The 20,869-nt window shown below is 70.3% G+C and carries 17 protein-coding genes; 4 read left to right on the top strand and 13 right to left on the bottom strand.

Going from position 1 to position 20,869, the window contains the following annotated elements; genetic code table 11:
- Positions 1-86: 86 nt before the first annotated feature.
- From AB0E90_RS24010 to AB0E90_RS23980, 7 genes are all read right to left on the bottom strand, one after another.
- Positions 87-992 (bottom strand): sigma-70 family RNA polymerase sigma factor, encoded by a 906-nt coding sequence (locus AB0E90_RS24010; RefSeq protein WP_360409590.1) that lies wholly within the window; start codon positions 990-992, stop codon positions 87-89.
- Between the two features lie 121 nt (positions 993-1,113).
- Entirely contained in the window at positions 1,114-1,362 is a 249-nt protein-coding gene (locus AB0E90_RS24005) for a hypothetical protein (RefSeq protein WP_360409587.1), read from the bottom strand.
- A 236-nt stretch (positions 1,363-1,598) separates the two neighbouring features.
- A complete protein-coding gene (locus AB0E90_RS24000) occupies positions 1,599-3,602 on the bottom strand; it encodes a serine/threonine-protein kinase (protein WP_360409584.1) in 2,004 nt (667 codons plus the stop codon).
- Between the two features lie 496 nt (positions 3,603-4,098).
- Positions 4,099-6,897 (bottom strand): cyanophycin synthetase, encoded by a 2,799-nt coding sequence (gene cphA, locus AB0E90_RS23995; protein WP_360409581.1) that lies wholly within the window; start codon positions 6,895-6,897, stop codon positions 4,099-4,101.
- Complete coding sequence (locus tag AB0E90_RS23990) at positions 6,894-7,691, bottom strand: cyanophycinase (protein ID WP_360409578.1); 798 nt, start codon at positions 7,689-7,691, stop codon at positions 6,894-6,896. Before AB0E90_RS23990 ends, cphA begins: the two co-directional genes overlap by 4 nt.
- A 70-nt stretch (positions 7,692-7,761) precedes the next feature.
- Positions 7,762-9,336: an MFS transporter gene (locus AB0E90_RS23985; RefSeq protein WP_360409575.1), complete on the bottom strand. Its 1,575-nt coding sequence runs from the start codon at positions 9,334-9,336 to the stop codon at positions 7,762-7,764.
- A gap of 9 nt (positions 9,337-9,345) precedes the next feature.
- Positions 9,346-9,828, bottom strand: a complete 483-nt coding sequence (locus AB0E90_RS23980) for a helix-turn-helix domain-containing protein (RefSeq protein ID WP_360409572.1) — start codon at positions 9,826-9,828, stop codon at positions 9,346-9,348.
- 55 nt (positions 9,829-9,883) lie between these two features.
- Here AB0E90_RS23980 and AB0E90_RS23975 point away from each other — a divergent pair, with 55 nt between their 5' ends.
- Entirely contained in the window at positions 9,884-10,387 is a 504-nt protein-coding gene (locus AB0E90_RS23975) for a PaaI family thioesterase (protein ID WP_360410151.1), read from the top strand.
- Between the two features lie 80 nt (positions 10,388-10,467).
- Here the strand turns inward: AB0E90_RS23975 and AB0E90_RS23970 are convergent, their stop codons facing one another.
- From AB0E90_RS23970 to AB0E90_RS23960, 3 genes are all read right to left on the bottom strand, one after another.
- Positions 10,468-11,019, bottom strand: a complete 552-nt coding sequence (locus tag AB0E90_RS23970) for a cadmium resistance transporter (protein WP_360409569.1) — start codon at positions 11,017-11,019, stop codon at positions 10,468-10,470.
- 29 nt (positions 11,020-11,048) lie between these two features.
- Positions 11,049-11,396: a cupin domain-containing protein gene (locus AB0E90_RS23965; protein ID WP_360409566.1), complete on the bottom strand. Its 348-nt coding sequence runs from the start codon at positions 11,394-11,396 to the stop codon at positions 11,049-11,051.
- A 125-nt stretch (positions 11,397-11,521) separates the two neighbouring features.
- Positions 11,522-12,463, bottom strand: coding sequence for an acyl-ACP desaturase (locus AB0E90_RS23960; RefSeq protein ID WP_360410148.1), 942 nt, complete (start codon positions 12,461-12,463; stop codon positions 11,522-11,524).
- 136 nt (positions 12,464-12,599) lie between these two features.
- Between AB0E90_RS23960 and AB0E90_RS23955 the strand changes: the two genes are divergently transcribed.
- Positions 12,600-13,778 carry a serine hydrolase domain-containing protein gene (locus AB0E90_RS23955; RefSeq protein ID WP_360409563.1) on the top strand — a complete coding sequence of 393 codons (1,179 nt, stop codon included), beginning with the start codon at positions 12,600-12,602 and terminating at the stop codon, positions 13,776-13,778.
- Here AB0E90_RS23955 and hisS read toward each other — a convergent pair.
- The gene (gene hisS / locus AB0E90_RS23950; RefSeq protein ID WP_360409560.1) at positions 13,756-15,066 is read right to left on the bottom strand and encodes a histidine--tRNA ligase; all 1,311 of its coding nucleotides are present in this window, start codon (positions 15,064-15,066) and stop codon (positions 13,756-13,758) included. The genes AB0E90_RS23955 and hisS overlap by 23 nt on opposite strands.
- Positions 15,067-15,089: 23 nt before the next feature.
- Positions 15,090-15,773, bottom strand: coding sequence for an MBL fold metallo-hydrolase (locus AB0E90_RS23945; RefSeq protein ID WP_360409557.1), 684 nt, complete (start codon positions 15,771-15,773; stop codon positions 15,090-15,092).
- Positions 15,774-15,905: 132 nt separating this feature from the next.
- Here AB0E90_RS23945 and AB0E90_RS23940 point away from each other — a divergent pair, with 132 nt between their 5' ends.
- Together AB0E90_RS23940 and AB0E90_RS23935 are read left to right on the top strand one after the other, a co-directional pair.
- Entirely contained in the window at positions 15,906-16,760 is an 855-nt protein-coding gene (locus AB0E90_RS23940) for a peptidylprolyl isomerase (protein ID WP_360409555.1), read from the top strand.
- 33 nt (positions 16,761-16,793) lie between these two features.
- Positions 16,794-17,621, top strand: a complete 828-nt coding sequence (locus AB0E90_RS23935; RefSeq protein ID WP_360409551.1) for a peptidylprolyl isomerase — start codon at positions 16,794-16,796, stop codon at positions 17,619-17,621.
- A 721-nt stretch (positions 17,622-18,342) separates the two neighbouring features.
- Here AB0E90_RS23935 and AB0E90_RS23930 read toward each other — a convergent pair.
- Positions 18,343-20,781, bottom strand: a complete 2,439-nt coding sequence (locus AB0E90_RS23930) for a bifunctional (p)ppGpp synthetase/guanosine-3',5'-bis(diphosphate) 3'-pyrophosphohydrolase (protein WP_360409548.1) — start codon at positions 20,779-20,781, stop codon at positions 18,343-18,345.
- Positions 20,782-20,869: the final 88 nt, after the last annotated feature.

Here is a 20,869-nt window from a genome sequence, read left to right as displayed (position 1 = left end):
GCCGTGTGCGGAGCTTGCCGGAAGCCGGTGAGCGTAACCACCGCCGGGTTTTAGGGGGCGGCTCGCGCCGCCCCCGTTCGCGCGATTCAGGCCGCGACCGCGATCGGAACGCCGTGGGCGTCGGTCAGGGCCAGCCGGGTGTGCAGATTGCCCTGCTGGGCGACCCGGGCGAAATATTCCGATCGGCGGCGCTGCAGACAACCCTTGCGGGTCCGCGGGCCGCCGGCCGCCACCGTCAGCAGTTCCGGCGCCAGGGAGCTGTTCAGGCCCTCCCGGAGCAGCTGCAGCGCCTCGGTGCGCAGCTGGGAGATGCGGGACTCGGTCACGCCCAGGCGGGCCGCGACGTCGCTCAGTGGCTGTTCCTGCAGGAACGACTCGGTCACCACCAGGCGCAGGCGTTCCGGCAGGGCCTGGATGGCCTGATGCAGGTAGCCCAGACGTTCCCGCTTGAGAAGCAGGTCCTCCGGTCCCTCGGACAGCTCCGGCACCATCTCCTCGGCGGCGCCCGTCGGGAAGCCCTGCAGACTCAGCAGCGCCGCCTTCTGCACGTCGTCCTCCACCGTCGCCAGCTCGGCCACGCCGATGCCGAGGTATTCGGCCACCTCGGCATCCGTGGGCGTGCGGCCCATCGCAGCGGTCAGCTCCTGGCGGGCCGCCGACGTGCGCCGGGCCCGGGCCCGGACCGAACGGCTCGCCCAGTCCTGGCCGCGCAGTTCGTCCAGGAGCGCGCCGCGAATGCGGACCGCGGCGAAACGGTGGAAGGGAATGCCCCGAGTCACGTCGAACGACCGGGCCGCGCCCAGCAGGGCCGCGAAGCCGGCTGAGGACAGGTCGTCCGAATGGACGTGGCCCGGGACCCGGTTGAGAAGTTCCCGGACCAAGTGGCCAACCATCGGCATGTGTTCGCGGACCAGGTCCTCGATGTCCCGCGCGGACGGCGCGTCGTGGATCGTGCTGCCGATGGTGGCGGGGAGTTCGGTCGTGGTTGTCACGTGGTCCTCCTCGCTCATACATCCGGTTGGTGAAACCGGCTGACGAGGAGAACCTTGGCCACCGAAAGGTGCAGCGGAGGCCGAACTCGGTTGCTTTTATGGTGCTTTTTGCGAGAAAAGCTCAGGTAAGCACGGGGGCGGGCGCGACGACGCCCGTGAGCTCCTCGTGCACCCAGTGCATGCGGCGGACCGCGCAGTACGGGTGGTCACCGAACTCGGTGGCCACCTCGGCGGCACAGCCGTCACTTCCGTGCAGCAGGATCATTGCTGTGACAGCCTGCTCCACCGTCTTGTTGGTAGGGCTGTCGGATGGCTGGATGCTGGAGACGAACAGCGCCTCAGCGGCCAGATCCTTCACGATGCTGATCATGTCGAAACTCCCCGATGTACGACCTCTTGTTGGCCCCGCTGGAGCGATTCTGTCCCGCGCGGGCGACAGCGGACGGCTGCCACGCCGGGTCGGGTGTCGCATCGGTCGCCAGGCACGCGAATCGCGGCGGATCGCTCCAGAAGTGCCTGCTTACATCGCTTTCACCCTAACGCGGCGATCGGCCGCCCGGCGGATAGTTTTTTCCCCGGACGACCGATCGGAAACGCGTTGCCTGTTCAACCGCAGGACGGGTCGGCGGGATCCAAAGCGCAGAGATCCGTCGACGCCGGCGGGACCGCAGACGTCGTGGTGGCCACCGGCGTCGACGGCTCCGTGCTCTCGACGCTCTCGATCGAGTTGCTCGGCGAGGGCGACGCGCTCTTCGGCGGCTCCGGCTTGGGAGTGCTGCTGGTGCTCGGGCTCGTGCTGACGGACGGGCTGACGCTGACACTGACGGACACGCTCGGCTTCGCCGAGCTGGCCGGCGTGGTCGGCGTGACCTTGACGCCGTTGTTCGGAAGGAGCGTGATGCCCGGGAGAGGGTTGGTGCTCGACGGCGTCGGGACCAACCGGGCAGTGCCGTCGGACAGGTGCTCGACCTGGTGGGCCGGCTCGCCGGGCGCGGACGACACGAACGTCTCGCAGGTCTGGCCGTTGAGCATGAAGGCCAGCGGCGCGGTGTTGTTCGCCGAGTAGTTGCCGGCCAGCGGCACGGTAACCGTCTTCAGCGCGCCGAGCGGCGCCGCCGAACTCACCGTCACCGTGTGGTCGACCTGCTCCACCGGCTGCTTCGCGCCGTGGCCGGCCATGATCTGGTCGCCGGGCAGGATGAACCACAGCTTCCACGCGTCGAACGGCGTGGTGTTGTTGCGGTTGGCCACCGTCAGATTGGCCGTGAACGTGTGGTTCGCGTCGGTCTGCACCGCGTAGCTCACCACGCACTTGCCGGTGGCCGGCACGACGCTGGGCGTCGGGTTGGCCGAGCTTCCGTCGTGGCTCGTGCCGCTGGCCAGGCTCCAGCCGTAGGTGCCGAGGCCGAGCAGCAGCACAGTGCCAGCCACGACCAGCACCCGGCGGGTGTGCTTCTGCGCCGCATTGTTACGGCCCTTGCCCGCGTTGCCGCCGCCGACGATGGCCGGCGGCTCGTTCGGCGGCTCGATGCCACCGGCGGCCGGGCGCAGGGACGCGCCCGCGGCGGCCGCGCTCATCACGACCGGACCGGAGCGCAGCGCCGCGAACCGGCTGTTGCGAACCGGCGGCTCCTCGGCGTGCGGTGTCGAGGCGGGCGGGATCTGCTCGCGCTGGATCACTTCCGAGTACGACCGCTGGCTCGGCAGGATCGTGGTGTCCTCGCCGTTCTCCGCCCAGTCGGGCACGTAGCCACGGGCCACGCCGGGCGCGCCCGCCGCGATGCCGGCCAGCACGTGCGCCAGCTCGGCGCTCGACGGCCGGTCGGACGGGCGCTTCTCCAGGCAGCGGCCGATGAGCGCGGCGACCGCGGGCGGCAGACCCTCGACCGGCGGGAGCGGGTCGGGCTCGACATATTGGTGCGCGCGCAGCAGCGCGGTGGTGGTGCCGACATCCCACGGCAGCTGACCGATCAGCGTGCGGTAGATCAGCAGGCCGACCGCGTAGACGTCGGTGGCCGGGCTGACCTGGCCGCCCTCGAGCCGCTCGGGCGCGAGGTAGGCCGGCGTGCCGAGCAGGCTGCCGTCCGGGTCGATGTCGTTTTCCCCGATCAGGGCCGAGATGCCGAAATCGACAACCTTGGCCCCGGTCTGGGTGAGCATCACGTTCGCCGGGGTGACGTCACGGTGCACGATGCCGCGCGAGTGCGCGGCCGCCAGCGCGGCGGCCACCTCGGCGGAGATCCGGACCGCGTGCTGCCACGGCAGCCGGCGAGCCCGGGCAAGAACGGCGGCGAGCGACTCGCCGTCAATAAGTTCCATGACGACGTAGGGAACCGGCTCACCATCGACGGTGACCGCTTCGCCGTAGTCGTAGACATTCGTAATGTTGGGATGGCTGAGTCGGGCGGCGGCCTGGGCCTCGGCCCGCAGCCGGCGCCGGAAAGCCGGGTCCGTGCTGGTGGACGGCGGCAGGACTTTGACCGCGACCAGGCGTCCGAGGACTTCGTCGAAGCCTCGCCACACCACTGACATCCCGCCGGCACCGAGCCGCTCCACCAACCGATATCTATCGGCCAGCAGGCTCGCTCCGGGCAGGTCCGTCGTGCTCATGTGCCCCCACATGCGCGCTCCGAAGTAACGCCGAGATGCACCGCCATGCTTCTCGACGTCGGGGCCGCACCCTCTCAGGTGTTCCCCATCGACGGCGAGATGTTAGCCCACGATCGGCCTTTACCACGAGCGCTCAACACCGCCGTCTACCTGCGGCTCGTTACCGTCCGTTTCCCGACCTATGCCACCCGTGGGGGTAGGGCCACCCTCCCCGAAAGTCGGATCTTGGACTGCATCACCGCCGCTTTTCCCAGGAAAAATCTGATTTTTCGTGAAAAGTCGGAAGGTTCGCTAGTCCATCTTTCTGAACGTCCACACCGGATGTGTCCACTAGCTGTCGCCAACCCGTCACAGATCGAATTGTCGACAGTCACCGAGAGATGATCTTTAATTACTCGCCTTGTGACAAAGGTTGAAGGATCTAGCTGTGCAACCCCATCTGATCGGGTGATCCCCTCCGCTGTTCAGACAGTTTCCGGTACCGACGGTCCCTCCGCTACCCCAGCAGAACGCCCCGGACCAGGTCACGGGCGGGCGACGGCATCGCGCCCGGCGCCGGCGTCGTCGGCAGCGGCATCCCGGCCGGCACCGGCATGTCCCCGGCCCGCACCGCGCCGAGCTCGGAAAGCAGCTTGAGCACCGGCGCCAGCTTCTCGTAGAGCACCAGCACGACCTCCCCCGGCCGGGCCAGCCGCACCGCCGAGGTGATCGCCTCCCGGTAGCCGTCCTCCCGCATCGACAGCAGCTTCGGCCGCCGGGCCCGCATCTCCCGCTCGACTAGCGCGGACACCTCCCCCGGCTCGCGGCCGCGCAGGTCCTCGTCGTCGTAGAGCACCGCCCGGCCGACCCCGTCCGCGACGACCTGGGCGCAGGCCGCGAGCAGGTCGTCGCGCCGGTCGCCGGGCAGGGTCACCGCGGCCACGCAGCGGTCGGCGCCCCACAGCCGATGCAGGGTGCGCAGCGTGGCGGCGAGGGCGGCCGGGTTGTGCGCGTAGTCGACGAAGACGGCCACGTCGCCGATTCGCAGCAGGGTGGCGCGGCCCGGGTTGGCCACCGCCGGGTCGAAGTCGGCGAGGCGGCGCGCCACCGACTCCTGGCCGGCCCCGAGGGCCCGGGCGGCGGCGGCCGCGGCCAGGGCGTTCGCGGCGGCGTGCGGTGCGGCTCCGCCGTACGCCCCGGGCAGGTCGGCCAGACGCACCAGCGGTGTTCGCCGCGCCCCGGTCGCCTGCACCAGCCAGCCCTCCTGGACCAGATAGGCGGTTGCGCCCTTGGCGAGATGCTCGACCACGACCGGCTGCCGCGGGTCGAGCCCGAACCAGACGATCCGCTTGCGGTCGGCGCGCACCCGCGGCCGGTCGGCCAGCGACCGCACCCACGGGTCGTCCGCGTTGAGCACGAGCGTGCCGCCGTCCCGCACCCGCTCGGCGACCAAGGCCTTCACGTGCGCGAGATCCTCGATCGTGTCGAGCCCGTCCTGCCCGAGGTGGTCGGCGGTGATGTTGGTGATCACGCCGACGTCCGACCAGTCGTATCCGAGGCCACGCTTGAGCAGCCCGCCGCGCGCCGTCTCCAGGACCGCGGCCTGCACGCCGGGGTCGCCGAGGACCATCTGCGCCGACAGCGGCCCGGTCGCGTCGGCCCGGAAGATCTCCCGGCCGTCGATGCTGACCCCGTCGGTGGTGGTGAGCCCGATCCTCTTGCCGGTGTCGGCGAGCAGATGCGCGGTCAGCCGGGCCACCGTCGTCTTGCCGTTGGTGCCGGTCACCGCGGCGGCCGGGATACGCCCGTCGGAGCCGGCCGGGAACATCGCCCGCACGATCGCGTCGCCGACGTCGTGCGCGCGGCCGCGCACCGGCGCCAGGTGCATGCGCAGGCCGGGCACCGCGTTCACCTCGATCACCCCGCCGGTGACCTCGTCGCCGTCGCGGACCGGGGCGAGCGGTTCGGAGATGTCCGGCAGCCGCAGGTCGATGCCGCAGATGTCCAGGCCGACCAGCCCGGCCACCCGCAGGCAGAGCCGGATCACGTCGGGGTGCACCCGGTCGGTGACGTCGTGGCTGGTGCCGCCGGTGGACAGGTTGGTGGTCTCGCGCAGCCACACCTGCCGCCCGGCGGCCGGCACGAAGGCCAGCGTGTGCCCCTTGCGCTCGAGGACGCGCAGGACCGTGTCGTCCACCGTGATCCGGGTGAGGACCCGGGAGTGGCCGGCGCCCCGGCGCGGATCGGTGTTGGTGCGGTCGACCAGCTCGGCGATCGTGCTGCGGCCGTCGCCGACGACGTGTGCGGCGATCCGCTCGGCCGCGGCCACCACCTCGCCCGCCACCACCAGCACCCGGTAGTCGCGGCCGCCCAGTTGCCGCTCGATGACCACATCCTCGCCGGCGGCGGCGAACGCGTACGCCGTCTCCGCCCCGGTCTCCACGCCGAGGGTGACCCGGTCGCCGTGCCGGCCCTGCCGGGGTTTGATCACGACCGGTCCGCCCAGGTCGGCGAAGAGCCGCGCCGCCTCGGCCGCCGTGGCCGCCGAGCCGCCCGCCGGGATCGGCACACCGGCCTCGCCCAGCAGTCGCCGGGTGATCTCCTTGTCGCCGGCGATGTCGATGCCGACGCCGCTGGTGCGGTCGCTCATCGCCGCCCAGGCCAGCCGCCGCCGGTTGCCCCAGCCGAGCCGCACCAGGCTGAGGTCGCCGCAGCGCTCGACCGGGATGCCCCGCCGGCGCGCGGCCGCGATGATCGCCCGCGTGCTGGGCCCGCTGGCTTCGCGTTCCGCCAGGGCGGCCAGCGAGGCGAGCCGGGCCGGGACCGAGCCATGCTGCATCTCCGGCACACCGGCGCCCGCTGTGGCCAGCGCGACGCTCGACAACGAGCGGCCCTCGACGATCTCGGCGACCAGGTCGACGGCAACAGCGAGCAGTTCGACCGGCACCTTCGAGCACACCGGCTCGTCCACCGGGCATTCCAGGATCAGCTGATAAACGCCGGGCTCGCCGGTCGAGAGCGTCCGGCCGAAGCTGACGTCCCGCCCGATCAACTGGGACAGCTCCAGGCAGACGTGCTCGGTGACGTGCCCGAAGTAGGTGCCGCCACGCAGCCGGCTGACGAACCCGCCCGGTGCGCCGGCCGCGCAGTGGTGGTCAGCGAGGCCGGGGAGCGCCCGCAGCAGCCGCTCCGGGAAGCCGGTGACGTCGGACGTCTCGGTGCCGGCCAGGTCGTCGAGCCGGAGCCGGGCCACCACGGCCGGGCGGGACAGATAGACGTTGGGTCCGCGTAGGCGGCGCAGGCTTTCGATCTTCATGCGACTCCCCGTTCGGCCGCGGGTGCGTCGACGACCGGCCGGCGTCCCGTGAGGTGGAAGGTGTGGCCGGCGGGCAGCACGTGGATGCGTGCCCCGGCCAGCGTGATCGGGCCCCGGGCAGGCACCCGGATGTCGGTGGCGGCGCCGGCGTCGACGACGGTGACCGCGCCGCTGCCCAGCACCTCGAAGCGGTCGCCGTCGGTGAGGATGGCGGTGTCCTCGTCGATGCCGAGGCCCAGCTCGTGCGGGTAGAGCGCGACCGCGCTGAGCAGCCGGTTGACCCGGCCGCGCTCGGCGAAGTGCTGGTCGATCAGCACGCCGGGGAGGAACTCCAGGCCGGGGGCGGTGCGCACGCTGGCGCGACTGACGCCGGGCGCGTCCCCCTCGGCGATCATCGTGCCGGACATGACGGCCGCGCCCGCGCTGGTGCCGGCCAGAACGACGTCGCCGGCGGCCACCAGGGTCTGCAACAGCGAGTCGGTGGCGGTTCCGCCGATCACCGACGTGATCCGTTCCTGGTCGCCGCCGGTGAAGAAGATTCCGGTGGCTTCCTGCAACGCCGGCTGGTGCCGGTTGGCCTCGGCCCGGGTGGTCAGCCGCAACGGCACGACCTCACCCGCGCCGAGGGCGGTGAACGCCTTGAGGTGTTCGGCCTCGGCGTCGGCCGGCGCCGCCGACGCGGTGGCGATCACGACGATCCGTGCCGCCGGCCCGCCGGCCAATGCGACAAATCGGGCGAGCAGTCCGAAGGATGCCGCACCGCCGATGATCAGGAGACGGCCGTGACTCGACACAGTCCCTCCTCAGCGGGCTCGATGCAGCAGCCATCACTGAGGTTAAACGGAACAAATACGAAACATCCGCCTAATGCTGGTAGTCCGCGGGCAGCAGATGAGTGACCTCGGCCGGTCCGCGGGCGAGCGCCACCGCCCGCTCCTCGACGCTCTCGTCCCGCTGGGTCAACCGGCCCTCGTGCTGGCGCAGATGCTCGGCCCACGTCGGCACCTGATAGATCTCGACGAACTTCGCCGGGTCCTCGCCGTCGCGGAACAGCCCCCACCGCGTCGCGCCGGTCCGCTGCCGTGACCCGCGCAGCTGCTCCATCGCCGCCCGGAACGCGTCCGCGTTCGCCTCGTCCACCTGGTAGACCGCCGTGACCAGCACCGGCCCCTCGCCCAGATGCGGCTCCAGCATCAGGTGCGGCTCGGCCCAGTAGATCGCCGGCGAGCGGTCGGTGCCGTCCACCTCGCGCACCGGCCACCACACCACGGTCGCCGTGCCGGCCAGCATCACCACGGCCGCCGCGAGATAGGCGACCTTCAGGCTGAACAGCGAGGTGACCTGCCCCCAGGCGAACGCGCCCAGGGCCTGGCCGCCCGCGAACACGACCTGGTAGATGCCGAAGCCGCGGGCCCGCACCCAGTTCGGCAGGAACAGCTGCAGCGTCGCATTCATCCGGGAGACCAGCGCCATCCAGGCCAGCCCGGCCGCGACGAGCACAGCCGTCACCGCGAACCGGTCGGGCACCAGCGCGACCACCACCAACGCCCCGCCGTAGACGATGCCAGCCGCGACGATCAGCTGGTCAGGGCTGAGCAGCTCCCGAATTCGCGGCATCAGAAGTGCGCCGGCGATCGCGCCGATCCCGAGCGCGGCCAGCAGAATGCCGTAGCCGCTCGCGCCCATCCCGAGCTCCTGGTGGGCGACGAGCGGCAGCAGCCCCCAGACCACACTGCCGGGCAGGACAAAAAGCACCACCCGCAGAAGCAGCAGCCGTACGGTCGGCGAGTACCGCACATACCGCCCGCCGGCCCGCAGCGCCGAGCCCAGATGCTCCGGATGCGAGTCCGGCACCTGCGCCGGCCGGCGCCACCACCCGAGGGCGACCGCGAAGACCGCGAACGACAGGGCGTTGAGCCCGAACACGGCGGCCGACCCGACGTGTGCAACCAGCAGACCGGCCACCGCCGGCCCCGCCGACCGGGCCAGGTTGGTGTTGACCGCCCCGAGCGCCGACGCCGACGGCAACTCGTCCCGCGACACCACCTCGGGGATCACCGCCTGCCAGGCCGGCAGGGTCAGCGCCTGCCCGACGCCGAGCAGGAAGGTGAAGACGAGCAGCAGCGGCGGCGGCATCAGATCGGCCGCGGTGAGCACGGTCAGCGCCGAGGCGACCGCGAACAGCGCCACCTGCGTGGTCAGCAGCAGCCGCCGCCGGTCGAACCGGTCGGCGAGCGCGCCCGACGGCAGTGCCAGCAGCAGCACCGGCAGCATCGTCACGGTCTGCACGAGGCTCACCCAGGTGGCCGCGTCACGCTCGTGCACGACCAGCCATTGGGCGCCGACCGTCTGCATCCAGGTGCCGACGTTGCCGGCCAGCACCGCCACCCACAGGACGCGGAACACGGGTTGGCGCAGCGGCGCCCAGGGCGAGGTCACTGCCGGAATTTACCGGCGCGACGCGCCCGGCCCCGGACGGGGGACGACCTCCCGCACGTCGTCGAGGCGATGCCCGGCGCCGCAGTGGATCTCGGCGTGCACCTCGGCCCCGCAGTCCCGGTGCGCGAACTCCAGCGGCGGCCCCTGCGGATCGGCCAGGTAACGGTTGCCCCAAGCCAGCAGCGCGATCAGCACCGGATAGAGGTCGAGGCCCTTCTGGGTCAGCCGGTACTCCTGCCGCACCCGGGCGCCCGGCTCCCGGTACGGCTCGCGGCGCAGCACCCCGCTCTCGACCATCGTGGCCAGCCGGTTCGCGAGGACCTGCCGCGGCACCCCGGTGCGCACCCGCATGTCGTCGAAGCGCCGCACCCCGTTGAAGACCTCGCGCAGCACCACGATGGTCCACTTCTCGCCGAGCACGTCCATCGCCCGCCCGATCGTGCATCCGTCGATCGACCAGCTGAGGGCCTCGGGAGCGGCAGTGGGATTCATGACAGCCAGGCTAGGTCTGCTTGACAGACGCAGCAAGCCGGGCGAGGCTGCGTCCATGACCCAGACCCAGGATCGCACCCGCACGTTCGATTGGGACGACCCGGCGGTGCACGCCGATCTGATCGGCCGCCGCAACGGTTTCGACCTGCTTTCGGCGATGGCCAAGGGCGAACTGCCGGCCCCACCGATCATGCGGCTGATCGACATGGCCGGCATGGAGGTCGAAAAGGGTGCGGTAACCGTGCATCTGGACCCGCAGGAATTCCATTACAACCCGCTCGGCACGATGCACGGCGGCGTCATTTCCACGCTTCTCGACACCGCGACCGGCTGCTCGGTGCACAGCACCCTGCCGATCGGCATCGGCTACACCAGCCTCGACCTGAATGTGAAATTCCTCCGCCCGGTAACCATCGCGAGCGGCCGCATCACCTGCAAAGGCACGGTGCTCCAGCAGGGCCGCCGAACCGCCCTGGCCGAGGCCCGCCTGACGGATTCCGCCGGCAAACTGCTGGCCCACGCCACCAGCAGTTGCCTGATCTTCGAAATGCCTTCTTGACAGTACGGGGACAGCACGAGTCCCGCCCCCAAGGAAAAGCTGGGCGGCCGGTCACGGCCGTCCCCGGCCACCGGCCCTCCTCAAAACCCTCCGGCGAGGATCAGCAGACCGATAGCGACGAGAACCACCGGCAGGATCAGGTGGCCCCAGCGGGCGAGCGCGGCGGCAACCGGCGCCCGGGTGGCCAGGAACCAGCCGGCGCCACACCAGACGGCGACACCGACCAGGAACACCGAGGCGTACCCCACCATGCCGGCGACCCCGGCGACGGCGAAGACCGGCACATAGACGCCGATGTTGTCGCCGCCGTTGGCGAACGTCACGGCGGCCACCTGCAGCGGCCCCGGCGCCGTGGCCGCGGGCTCCTCGTCCGAGTCGGGCTTATCGCGGTCGCGCCACACCTGCCAGCCTGCTTTCAGGCCGATCGCCAGCGGCAGCAGACCCAGATAGGGAATCACCTTCGCCGGCAGCAGCCCCGCGCCCAGGCCGCCGGCCACCGAAACCGCCAGAATCCCCAGAAATCCCAGGTATTGGCCGGCGACAATGCGCCACTCCGCGCGGCGGTCCCGGCCGGCCCGCCCGAAGAAAACGGCCAGAATCAGTAGGTCGTCGATATTGGTGACGGCGAACATACCGGCCGCCTGGGCAAGCAGAGCCAGATTCACGCGACCGTCCGGGCCAGCGGCATGTCTTCCATCTCGACGACCACGGCGGTGATGTCCTCGTCGGCCCGGGTGGCATGCTCGGCGCCGGCCCGCCAGACAACCGCCTGCCCGGCGCCGACCGGCTGCCAGTCACCGTCGCCGGCCTGCACCGCACCGCGCCCGGCAGTGACGATGAAGAGCTGGTCCACCGGCGCCGGATGCCGCCCCACCCGGCCACCCGCCGCCACATGAAGCACCGTGACGTGCACCGCCTCGCCCCGAACCAGCTTCTGCGCGGTCAGCCCCACGCTGCCGTACGCGTCGACCGCCCGCCCTGCCGACACCTCAAACGAAAAGATCTCCACCCCGGCACAGTGACCGAGCCCGGTCCGCCCCGCAACCCCGGGTTGAGCGCAACACCACGGCCGGGCCGGCGGCCGGGGACGGCCGTGCGCGGGCGCTCAGCGTTTCCCTGACTGCGGGGCCTGGGCTATCCCCGTACTTCTTCCTGGCGGTTGAGCCGTTGCCGGCGGGCCTCGCGCTTTTCCTCGAAGCGGGATGCCTGATCGTCCAGGTTGTCCATGTGGACGGCGAGTTCGTCGCGGGCCTTCTCGCCGTCGGCCGTCAGGCCGGTGCGGTTGAAGACGTCCCACTGGCGCAGGACCGGCTGGAGCACCTCGTCGCGGTGCTGGCGCAGGTCGTAGATGCCGGCCAGGGCGATCGACAGGGCCTTGCGCTGGAAGCCCTCGATGTTGGCGCCGGGCATCTGGAAGCCGGCCACCACGTCGGCCACCGCGCGCATCGCGTGGTCGGGGTCGAGGTCGAACGCCGCCGCCAGCAGGTTGCGGTAGAAGACCATGTGCAGGTTTTCGTCGGCCGCCACCCGGGCCAGCAACTGCTCAGCGATCGGGTCGCCGGTGGCCTTGCCGGTGTTGCGGTGCGAGATGCGGGTCGCCAGCTCCTGGAACGCGACGTAGGCGATCGAATGCATCATCTCGTCGGGGTGGTCGTTGGCGTAGCCCGCCTGCATGTGGGTCATCCGGGCGCGCTCCAGCGCGATCGGGTCGACGGCGCGCGTGACCGTCAGGTAGTCGCGCAGGGCGATGCCGTGCCGGCCCTCCTCGGCGGTCCAGCGGTGCACCCAGTTGCCCCACGCGCCGTCGCGGCCGAACAGCGTGGCGATCTCGTGGTGGTAGGAGGGCAGGTTGTCCTCGGTGAGGAGGTTGACGATCAGCGCGGTGCGGGCCACGTCGGGGATCGGGGAGTCGGTCTCCAGCCAGGGCTCGCCGTTCAGGAGGCCGTCGAACGTGCGGCCCTCGCTCCACGGCACGTACTCGTGCGGAAACCACTCCTTGGCCAGCGACAGGTGCCGGTCGAGGTTGGCGGCCACCACGGGTTCCAGCTCGATGAGCAGGGCTGTTTGGTCCACGATTACTCCTACGGTTACGTAACTTACGCAACCGTAACCTCTTACCGGCCGGTATCGGAACGCCCTACCCGATTCACAGCCGACTCTCGGTGGCACGCGTCGACCATCATAGATGGCTCAAACGACCCGGGAGGCAGCAGTGTTGCGACGCGCCCTGACCGTTCTGACCATTTTCGCGATAGTAGGAGGGCCGGCGGCGCCGGCCGTGGCGGCCGATTCCTACGGCGGCACCCTGCAGGAACAGCTTGACGCGGTGCACGCGGCCGGGATGCCGGGCGCGTTCGCCGAGGTGCGTGACGGCCGACGCACCTGGACCCCGGTCGCCGGCGTCGCCGATGTCGCCACCGGCGCGCCGGTGCGGGACGGGATGCGGCACCGGGTGGGCAGCATCACCAAGACCTTCGTGGCCACCACCATGCTGCAGCTGGTGGGCGAGCGCCGGGTGGCGCTGGACGCCCCGATCGGCCGCTATCTGCCGCCCGGCCTGCTCTCCGCCGACCTGTCGCGCCAGGTGACGGTGCGGATGCTGTTGCAGCACACCAGCGGGATCGGCGACTACGACACCGCGATCATCAAGACGCCGGACGACCTGATCACCATGGGCCAAACGACCTACACCCCCGAGCAGCTCGTACGCCTCGGGACCGGCGCCGGCTCGACCAACGCACCCGGCGCGGCCTGGTCGTACTCGAACACCAACTACATCCTGGCCGGGCTGATCATCGAACGGGTCACCGGCCACAGTTACGAGTCCGAGGTCAGCCGCCGGGTGCTGCGGCCGCTCGGGCTGACCGGCACCTACTTCGAGGGGGCGGACCCGCGGATCCGCGGGCCGCACATGCACGCCTACGTGCCGTGGACCGACGGGACGCTCAAGGACTTCACGCTCTACAACATGTCCTGGGGCTGGGCCGCCGGTGAGATCGTGTCGACGGCACGTGACCTCGACGTGTTCTACCGGGCGCTGCTGACCGGGCGGCTGCTGCGGCCGGCGCAGCTGGCGGCCATGCAGGACACCGTGGCCGAGATCCCGCAGGAGCCGGCGGCCGGCGGGTACGGACTCGGGCTGTACTGGGTCGACCTGCCGTGCGGGCGGTTCTGGGGGCACGACGGCGGAACGGTCGGGCACCAGACGATCTCCTGGCACAGCCCGGACGGGCAGCGCCAGGTGACCTACGCGCAGAGCATGGCGTTCTACGACAGCCCGGCGATCGACGAGGCGGTGGCCGGCTTCCTGCTCACCGCGTTGTGCGGCTCCCAGCCTCAGCTGAAAGCCGCACCGCTGCGCTTGCCGACTATTGAGGCTCTGCGCCGCTGACGACCGGGTGCAGGTCGGCGGCCGCCGGCTCCCAGCCGGTGGCGTCGACCTGCTCCCCGGAGCGGATGTCCTTCACCGTGTCCGGCTCACCCGGGAACCACACGTACGGAATGCCGCGCCGGTCGGCGTACTGGATCTGCTTGCCGAACTTCGCCGCCGTCGGCGCCACCTCGGTGGGGATGCCGCGGCGCCGCAGGGCGGCGGCGATCCGGTCGCAGGCGACCCGCTGGTCCTCGTTGGGCAGGGCGACCAGGACCGCGGTGGGCACCGACCGGGACACCGTGAGCGCCTGCCGGCCGAACAGCACGCCGAGCATGCGCGACACCCCGATCGAGATGCCGACGCCGGGGAAGCGCTCCTTGCCCGAGGACGCCAGGTTGTCGTAACGCCCGCCGGAGCAGACCGACCCGAACCGCTCGTAGCCGCGCAGCTGGGTCTCGTACACCGTGCCGGTGTAGTAGTCGAGGCCACGGGCGATCTTCAGCTCGGCGGCGACGAGGCCGGGCGCGTGCTCCCGGGCGGTCTCGACGACCCGGACGAGTTCCTCGAGCCCCTCGTCGAGCAGCGGGTCGCTGACGCCGAGCTTGCGGACCGCGTCCACGAAGGAGCCGTCCTCGGCCGAGATCGCGGCCAGCTCGAGGCAGGCCGCGGCCTGCGCCTCGGTGGCGCCGGCCGTCTCGACGAGCAGCGCCGCCACCTTCGCCGGGCCGATCTTGTCGAGCTTGTCGACGGTGCGCAGCACCTGGTCGGTGTCGGTGAGACCGAGACCGCGGTAGAAGCCCTCGCAGACCTTGCGGTTGTTGACCAGGATGCGCGCCTGCGGGATCGGCAGGCCGCTCAGCGCGTCGCCGATGACCAGCGGCATCTCGGTGTCGTAGTGGAACGGCAGCGAGTCGCGGTTGACCACGTCGATGTCGGCCTGGAGGAACTCGCGGTAGCGGCCCTCCTGCGGGCGCTCGCCCCGCCACACCTTCTGGATCTGGTAGCGGCGGAACGGGAACTGCAGCTTGCCGGCATTTTCCACGACGAAGCGAGCGAACGGCACGGTCAGGTCGAAGTGCAGACCGAGCTGATCGTCACTTTCCGTCTCCGAACCCTGGAGACGGTGCAGCAGATAGACCTCCTTCGAGGTCTCTCCTTTGCTCAGAAGGGTCTCGAGAGGCTCGACCGAGCGCGTCTCGAGGGGGGCGAAACCGTAAAGCTCAAAGGTCGACCGAATACGGTCGACGACGCGCTGCTCGATGATTCGCTGAGCAGGCAGCCATTCGGGAAAGCCTGAGATTGGCACTGCTTCTACTCCTAAAAACCGAACTAGAGTCCGCGGCCGGGCGCAGCGATCAACTCACGCAGGTACGGGTTGGTCGCGCGCTCACGGCCGATGGTGGTGGCCGGTCCGTGGCCGGGCAGCACGACAGTCTCATCGGCCAGCGGCAGGATCTTGTCCCGCAGGCTGGTCATCATCGTGTCGGTGCTGCCGCCCGGCAGGTCGGTGCGTCCGATGGATCCCGCGAAGAGGACGTCGCCGGAAAGGCACAGCGGCGAGTCGTCCCCGGGCAGGCGGAACAGCACCGACCCGCCGGTATGGCCGGGCGCGTGGTCGACCGTGATCTCGATGCCGGCCAGGCTCATCACCGCGCCGTCGGTGAGCTCGGCGACGTCGTCGGGCTCGGTGTAGGTGAGCCGGCCACCGAACAGCTGGGAGATGTCCGCGCCCAGGCCCTTGCCCGGGTCGGCCAGCATCTCCAGGTCGGCGGGGTGCACGTAGGCCGTGATGCCGCGCGCGCCGCAGACCGGCGCGACCGAGAACGTGTGGTCGAAATGCCCGTGCGTCAGCAGCACCGCGGCCGGGTGCAGCCGGTGCTTCGCGAGCACCTCGTCGAGTTCGTCGATCACCCCGACACCGGGGTCGACGATCAGGCACTGCTCGCCGGGACCGGCGGCCACCACATAGCAATTGGTGCCGAAGGCTTCCGCCTCTACGCCGGTGATGAGCACGACACACCCTCTCTGAAAATCTGGTGCGAATCGTAACGAGCCTAGCCGGGCGGGGGCACACCACTTTCTCAGGAGGTACCCGTACACTCTTGCGGGCGTGTGACTTGGAGCATTGAGGAAGGGCAGCATTCGGTGGCTTCCAGCAGGGACCGGCAGCGCAAGCTGGCGCGGGCGAAGCTCGATCGGCAGAGGGCGCGGCAGGCCGTCAAGGAGCGGCGCAGGCGGCGTCTCTATGCCGGTCTCGGCGCGGGCGCCGCGGTCCTGCTGATCGTCGCGGGTGTGGCCTGGGTCGGGGGCGCGTTCGACTCCGACTCCAAGGACGACACCGCCGCCCAGGACGTGTGCGCGTGGACGCCGCAGAGCGCGACGACGAACACCAACCTCAAAGAGGTCGGCACTCCGCCCACCACGGACATTCCGACGCTCGGCACCGACACGATGACCGTCAGCACCGATCAGGGCACGCCGATCGTGGTCGCGATGGACCAGGAGAAGGCGCCGTGCGGCACCGAGGACCTTCGATACCTCGCGTCCAAGAAGTTCTTCGACAACACGACGTGCCACGAGATCACGACGTACGGCGCGATCCGCTGCGGTGACCCCAGCGGCACCGGGCTGGGCGGCCCGACGTACAGCGTGTACAGCGAGAACACCCCAGCCGTGCCGGACCCGTCGCCGAGCAGCGGCACGGCGGCCAAGACGGTGCTCTACCCGGCGGGCACGGTCGCGCTGATCGGCAACCCGCCCGGCACCAACGGCAGCCAGTTCCTGATCTTCTTCAAGGACTACTCGCCGGCCAGCCCGGAGTACCCGATCGTCGGCACCGTCTCCGGTGGCATGGACACGGTGACGAAGATCAGCAAGATCCCCACCGCTGCGGACGCGGCCGGCGACAAGATCAAGCCCACCACCAAGATCACCATCAAGACGCTCACCTTCGGCGATGCCGCTGCCTCCGCGGCTCCGTCGGCGAGCGCACAGTCTTAGATCCCCCAGGCCGAACACAGCAGGAGGAACACCGTGTCGTCGATCAAGGACCGGCAGCGCGCGGCGGCGCGGGCCCGGCTCGAGAAGGAGATGGCGGAACGCGCTCTGGCCGCCCGCAAGCGGCGCCAGCGGCAGGCGATCATCGGGTCGGCAATCGCCGTCGTGGTCGTTGCCGGTGTCGTGTTCTTCATCGTCAACCCGTTCAAGAACGACGACAAGAAGAGCACCTCGGCGGCGAGCACCGTCCCGGCCGGCTCGGTCGCCTGCACCTGGACGCCGGACGCCGGCGGCGGCAAGGTCAAGGACGTCGGCACCCCGCCGGCCACCGCGCCCAACACCGGCACCGCGACGCTGACCATGGCCACCAACCTCGGCAACATCGTGGCCACGCTGGACAAGTCCAAGGTCCCGTGCACCGCGGCGAGCTTCAGCTACCTCGCGAGCAAGAAGTTCTGGGACAACACCAAGTGCCACCGCCTGGTCAACGAGGCGAGCTTCAAGGTGCTGCAGTGCGGTGACCCGTTCGCCACCGGCAAGGGCTACCGCGACACCGACGGCCAGGGCGGCCCGAGCTACACCATGGCCGAGGAGAACCTCCCGACCGACACCAACAAGCCCTACCCGGCGGGCTCGATCGCGATGGCCAACACCGGCCAGGCGGGCAGCACCGGCAGCCAGTTCTTCATCTGCTCGGAGGACACGCAGCTCCCGGCGAGCTACACGCTGCTCGGCACGATCACGACCGGCCTCGACGTGGTCAAGGACGTGGTCAAGGCGGGCGACGACGAAGCGTTCAAGGCGTCGGCCGGCGGCGGCCACCCGAAGAAGGAACTCGACATCAAGGCACTCACGATGTCCTGAGTCATCAGTTTTACCGAAAGGCCGGGGCCCCTTGGGTCTCGGCCTTTCGTGCTTCGTGCGCTGGGACGATTGCGGGGGAACAACTGACGGCCAGGGAACGGGTCACTCGCCGCTCACTGCGTGGCTGAGCTGCGTGATCCCCTTTTGCACAGTGATCTGGCTTCCGCGCGGTGGCAAGGCAAGCGGAGTCGGTCGGGCAGGCCGGGCTGAGTGGTGGGTCGTGCGAACGAACCGCGCCGCTTACGCAGGCGCAGGGCAAACCGATGCGGTGGCGGGTGGGGTTTGGCCCACAGCTTTTCCAGCTTGCGCGTTCACAACGCCGACAAATCACCGGGCGGGGGACGACGACGGGTTCAAAGTCAACACATCCACCGGCGTGCGCGGAGAAGCCCGTCCCAAATCAACCGCAGCCCCACCCCAACCATCCTCCCGCCGTAGGCGGCGCCGCGAATTCGGCCGCAAGCGGCACGGTTCGTTCGCACGACCCACCACCCAGCCCGGCCTGCCCAAGTTGATCCCCTGCCGTCCCCACGGCGCGGAAGCCAGACCACCGCCCGTCAGGGGACCGCCGCCCGCCGACGCAGTGAGCGGCGAGTGACCCGTTCCCTGGCCGCCAGTTGTCTCCATGCAAGGTTGGGGGCCGGGGTGACCAGGCAGGGCCTAGATGCTTTACCGCCCAGCCTGGTCACCCCGGCCCCCAACCGTCCCAGCGCAAGAAGGGTCAGGCCCCAGACGTGACCCGATAGGCGTCAAACACCCCGTCGACCTTGCGGACCGCGGCCACCAGATGGCCGAGATGCTTAGGATCGGCCATCTCGAACGTGAACCGGCTGACCGCCACCCGGTCGCGGGTCGTGGTCACCGTCGCCGACAGGATGTTGACCCGCTCCTCGGACAGCACCCGGGTCACGTCGGCCAGCAGCTTGTGCCGGTCGAGCGCCTCCACCTGGATCGCCACCAGGAACGTCGACGCGCTCGTCGGCTTCCAGCTCACCTCGACCACGCGTTCCAGCTGGTCGCGCAGATCTTCCGCGTTGGCGCAGTCTTCCCGGTGCACGCTCACCCCGCCGGAGCGGGTGACGAAGCCGAACACCACGTCGCCGGGCACCGGGGTGCAGCAGCGGGCCAGCTTGACCCACACGTCGCTGACGCCCTTGACCACCACGCCGGGATCTTGCGCGGTGCTGCGGTTGCGCGGCGGGCGGGTCGCGACGGCGGTCTCGGCGATGTCCTCGACCGCGCCTTCCTCGCCCCCGAAGCCGGCCACCAGCTTCTGCACCACCGACTGGGCCGAGACCGTGCTCTCCCCCACCGCCGCGTAGAGCGAGGCGACGTCGGCCAGATGCAGGTCACGCGCGATCGTCGTCAGATTTTCGCTGGTCAGCATGCGCTGCAGGGGCAGGCCCTGCTTGCGCATCGCCTTGACGATCGCTTCCTTGCCGTCCTCGATCGCTTCCTCGCGGCGTTCCTTGTTGAAGAACTGCCGGATCTTGGTGCGGGCGCGGGGGCTCTTGACGAAGCCGAGCCAATCCTGCGTCGGGCCGGCCGTGGCCGACTTCGACGTGAAGATCTCGATGACGTCGCCGTTGGACAGCGTCGACTCGAGCGGCACCAGCTTGCCGTTGACCCGCGCGCCGATGCACTTGTGCCCGACCTGGGTGTGCACCGCGTACGCGAAGTCGACCGGGGTGGAACCCGTGGGCAGCGGGATCACGTCGCCCTTGGGCGTGAAGACGTAGACCTCCTGGCTGGAGAGGTCGAAGCGCAACGCGTCGAGGAACTCGGACGGGTCGCTCGCCTCGCGCTGCCAGTCGAGCAACTGCCGCAGCCAGGTCATCTCGTCGATGTGCGCCGGCGGGCCGACAATCGTCGCGCCCTTCTGCTCCTTGTACTTCCAGTGGGCGGCGATGCCGAACTCCGCCGTACGGTGCATCGCGAACGTGCGGATCTGCATCTCGACCGGCTTGCCGGTCGGGCCGATGACCGTCGTGTGCAACGACTGGTACATGTTGAACTTCGGCATCGCGATGTAGTCCTTGAACCGGCCCGGCACCGGCTGCCAGTTCGCGTGGATGACGCCCAGCGCGGCATAGCAGTCGCGGACCGTGTCGACCAGGATGCGCACGCCGACCAGGTCGTAGATGTCGTTGAAGTCGCGGCCCCGCACGATCATCTTCTGGTAGATCGAGTAGAGGTGCTTGGGGCGGCCGGTCACCTCGGCCTTGATCTTCGCCGACTTGAGATCGAGGCCGACCCGGTTGGTCACCTGGCGCAGCAGCGCCTCCCGCTGCGGCTGGTGCTCACCGATCAGCCGGTTGATCTCCTCGAACCGCTTCGGGAACAGCGTGCCGAAGGCGAGGTCTTCCAGCTCCCACTTGATCGTGTTCATACCGAGGCGGTGGGCCAGCGGGGCCAGGATCTCCAGCGTTTCCTTGGCCTTCTGCTCCTGCTTGGGGCGGGGCAGGAAGGTCAGGGTGCGCATGTTGTGCAGCCGGTCGGCCAGCTTGATGACCAGGACCCGCGGGTCTTTCGCCATCGCCACGACCATCTTGCGGATCGTCTCGGCCTTGGCCGCGTCACCGAGCTTGACCCGGTCGAGCTTGGTCACGCCGTCGACCAGCAGCGCCACCTCGGGGCCGAAGTCGGTCTTCATCGAATCGAGGGAGTAGTCGGTGTCCTCGATCGTGTCGTGCAGCAGCGCCGCGACCAGGGTGGTGGTGTCCATGCCGAGGTTGGCCAGGATCGTCGCCACGGCCAGCGGGTGCGTGATGTAGGGGTCGCCGGACTTGCGGTATTGACCCGAGTGCCAGCGCGCGGCCACGTCGAAGGCGCGCTGCAACTGGCGGCCGTCGGCCTTGGGGTGGCTGGCCCGGTGCGTCGCGATCAGCGGCTCGAGCACCTCGCTGACCTGCGTGCTCTGCCACGGCGCGTTGAAGCGGGCCAAACGGGCCCGGACACGTCGCCCGGTGGGGGCGCCGGCCAGACCGCCGAAGCCGGTGGTCGCCTCTTCGCCGGGCGGCATCGGCTGGGTGGCCTCGGGGTCCGCCACCGGCACGGCCGGGCGGGGCGAGGTCACCTCGGCGGCCGAGTCGGACGAGCCGGCCTCGTTGTCGGCCGGCTGCACCGTGCCCTCCGCCGAAGGTGCGACGTCGCTGGACACCGGACTCCTCACACCATCGGAAGAAACCTCGCGGGTCACCGTCGGGCGGTGAAGCTCGCTCATCCCAGAGCCCCTGCTGTTGGTCACC

This window comes from Actinoplanes sp. NPDC026619 (genome assembly GCF_040638295.1).
Lineage (GTDB): Bacteria > Actinomycetota > Actinomycetes > Mycobacteriales > Micromonosporaceae > Actinoplanes.
Note: the sequence above shows the minus strand (reverse complement) of the source record. Positions and strands in the feature narration are given on the sequence as shown.